Genomic DNA, 3,133 nt, shown 5'->3' on the forward strand with positions numbered 1-3,133 from the left:
CCATGTGATTTTCTTTGACTACGATAGTTTTGTGATCCGTGCGGAAGCTCGCCCAGTGATCGCTTCGCACGCCCAATTTCTCCAAAACAACAAACAACGCAAAGCCAGCCTCGAAGGCCATACCGATGACAGCGGTGGGCGCGAATACAACTTGGCCCTGGGTCAAAAGCGCGCAGACGCCGTTCGTCAAGCCATGAGCTTGCTGGGTGTTGCCGAGTCGCAGCTCGAAGCTGTGAGCTTTGGCAAGGAAAAGCCGTTGGCCATCGGTGCCGCCGAAATCGAGCAGGCTCAAAATCGCCGCGTTGAAATTCGTTATTGAGGCCTGCCATGTTTCAACCTCGCTCAGGCTGGCGCTGGTCCAGCATCGCAATGACCGTGGCTCTGTTGGGCGCTTGGGGTACCTCCCATGCAGCCTTGTTTGGAGATGACGAGGCGCGCCGGGCCATCTTAGAGCTGCGCCAACGGCTGGAGCAGTCTCAAACAGCCAACCAAGCGCTGATTGAACAAAACACGCAGGCACAAAACCAGACGGCGAGCCAGTTGCGCGGTGCCTTGCTGGACTTGCAAACTCAGATCGACAAGCTCAAGGCCGAGCTGGCACTGAGCTTGGGTGCCCAAGAGCGCCTGGCCCGTGACTTGACCGAGTTGCAGCTGCGCCAAAAAGACGTGATGGCCAATGTGGACGACCGTCTGCGCAGGTTCGAGCCCGTCACCGTGTCCTTGGATGGGCAGGATGTGCAAGTGGACCCGGCTGAGAAATTGGATTACGACAAAGCCATGGCCTTGTTTCGACAAGCCGATTTTGTGGCAGCCCAAAAGTCGCTGGACGCTTTTGTCACGCGCTACGGTGCCAGCGCTTATGTGCCATCGGCCCTGTTTTGGTTGGGCAATGCCCAATACGCCAACAAGGCCTACTTAGACGCCATGGTGAACTTCCAGAAGTTGCTCAAAATGGCACCAAACCACCCCCGTGCGCCCGAGGCCATGTTGGCCATTTCCAACGTGCAAATTGAATCGAAGGACCTCAAAGGCGCTCGCAAGACGCTGGAAGACTTGATCGCGGCCCATCCTTCCTCCGAGACAGCGGCCACGGCACGAGACCGAATTGGGCGCTTGCGCTGAAAGTACATGCCCTTCATCACCCTGGATGAAGTCCGGGACCTGACTTACCAGGTCTGGGCGGCCAGTTTCGCTTTGTCTGCTCTGGCAGGTGTCTTGATCCACCGGGGTCACTTTTGCACCATGGGTGCCATCAGTGACTGGTTGGTCATGCGCGACGCCACCCGTCTTCGCCAATGGGCGCTGGCGTTGGCGGTGGCCATGCTGGGTTTCGGCCTGATGGCTTGGGCCGGTTGGCTCAGTCCCTTGCAAACCATTTATGCCTCTCCCCAATTGAGCTGGTTGTCTGCCTTGCTGGGCGGCAGCTTGTTTGGTGTGGGCATGGTGCTCGCTTCGGGCTGCAGCAGCAAATCGCTGGTCCGACTGGCCGCAGGCAACCTCAAGTCTTTGGTGGTTTTACTGGCCATGGCAGTGGCAGCCATGGCCACCATGCGCGGCCTCACAGCCGTTTGGCGTGTCCAGTATTTGGACAGCGTGAGCGTTGACCTGGCACACGGACCTTTTGCGGGACAGTGGCTCGCTGCGCTGCTGGGGCTGTCCTTGCCTACGGGTATGGGCCTTTGCGCACTGCTGGTGTCCTTGGTTTTGCTGGCTTGGGTGGTCAAAGAGCGCAGTTTCAACACGCTTTTCAATTGGATTGCCGGCGCTGGTTTGGGGTGTGTGGTGGTGGGGCTTTGGTGGGTCAGCGGGGTGTTTGGGTTTGTCCCCGAACATCCTGAAACCCTGGCCCCGGTTTTCCTGACCACCCACAGTGGTCGCATGGAGGCCCTGAGTTTTACCGCACCTGTGGCTTATTGGTTGGACGCCTTCATGTACTACAGTGACGGCTCCAAGCGGCTGACACTGGGCATGGTCACTGTGGCGGGCATCTTGGTGGGGTCTTGTCTGAGTGCCCTGGCGCAAGGCTCTTTCCGCTGGGAGGGTTTTTCCCACCGCGATGACTTGGTTCGCCACATCGTCGGCGGGACGTTGATGGGTGTCGGGGGCGTGCTGGCCATGGGTTGCACCTTTGGCCAAGGCCTGAGTGGCATGTCCACCTTGAGTTTGGGCAGTTTTTTGGCAGTGCTGGGCATTTTTGCGGGCACCACCGCCGCTGTGCAATGGCAACTGCGCCAGGCCTGAGCTGCTCAAAGCCGCAGACCCTCATCTCATGAACACCAGCCTATTGCGCTCGATGAACGAAGAAGACGAAGCCTCGCGCCGCTTTGGCGGACTGCAACGCCTGTACGGTGTGGACGGCGCTCAGCGCATTCGGCAAGCACATGTGGTGTTGGCCGGCATCGGGGGAGTGGGCTCTTGGGCGGCTGAAGCGCTGGCCCGCAGTGGTGTGGCCCGCTTGACGCTGATCGACATGGACCACATTTCAGAGTCCAACATCAACCGCCAGATCCATGCCCTCAGCACCACCACCGGCCAATCCAAAGTGTTGGCCATGCAAGAGCGCATCGCCTTGATACACCCGCAATGCCAAGTCGATGCAGTGGACGATTTTGTAAGCCCCGAGAACTGGCCCTCTGTGTTGCCCTGCATGCCCGATGCGGTGATCGATGCCTGCGACCAAGTCAAAGCCAAGGTGGCGATGGCCCAATGGGCGTTGGTCAATGCAGTGGGTTTTATCACCGTGGGTGCAGCCGGGGGCAAACGCTTGGCGCACAAAGTCGATGTGGACGATTTGAGCCGCATCACGCACGACCCGTTGTTGGCGCAATTGCGTTACCGCTTGCGCAAACACCATGGCGCACCCAAGGGCGGCAAAAGCATCGGCATACAAGGTGTATTCAGCCGTGAAGCGGTGGCGCCGCCTGATGCCTCTTGCGCGTTGGAGGGCGATGGTTCGCTCAACTGCCACGGCTATGGATCGGTCGTTGGGGTAACGGCCACCTTCGGGATGTGTGCAGCATCAGAAATTTTGAATTTTTTAGCTGCGACCCCAAAGGTGACTAAAAAATGACGCTATAATTTGAGTCTTGCTACAGTGCATAACTCGGTAGCAAAGGGACCATAGCTCAGTTGG

At 58.6% G+C, this 3,133-nt stretch carries 4 protein-coding genes; all 4 read left to right on the top strand.

Annotated elements, in window-relative coordinates; all coding sequences use genetic code 11:
• Window positions 1–319: peptidoglycan-associated lipoprotein Pal (gene pal, locus Q0341_RS12005; protein ID WP_299513614.1), on the top strand; the 319-nt coding region annotated here is incomplete at its 5' end.
• Between the two features lie 8 nt (window positions 320–327).
• Window positions 328–1,122 (top strand): tol-pal system protein YbgF, encoded by a 795-nt coding sequence (ybgF, locus tag Q0341_RS12010; RefSeq protein WP_299513616.1) that lies wholly within the window; start codon window positions 328–330, stop codon window positions 1,120–1,122.
• Between the two features lie 6 nt (window positions 1,123–1,128).
• A complete protein-coding gene (locus Q0341_RS12015) occupies window positions 1,129–2,241 on the top strand; it encodes a YeeE/YedE family protein (RefSeq protein ID WP_299513618.1) in 1,113 nt (370 codons plus the stop codon).
• A gap of 28 nt (window positions 2,242–2,269) precedes the next feature.
• Window positions 2,270–3,070, top strand: coding sequence for a tRNA threonylcarbamoyladenosine dehydratase (locus Q0341_RS12020; RefSeq protein ID WP_299513620.1), 801 nt, complete (start codon window positions 2,270–2,272; stop codon window positions 3,068–3,070).
• The last annotated feature ends 63 nt before the right edge of the window (window positions 3,071–3,133 follow it).

Source organism: uncultured Limnohabitans sp., assembly GCF_937889215.1.
Taxonomy (GTDB): domain Bacteria; phylum Pseudomonadota; class Gammaproteobacteria; order Burkholderiales; family Burkholderiaceae_C; genus Limnohabitans_A.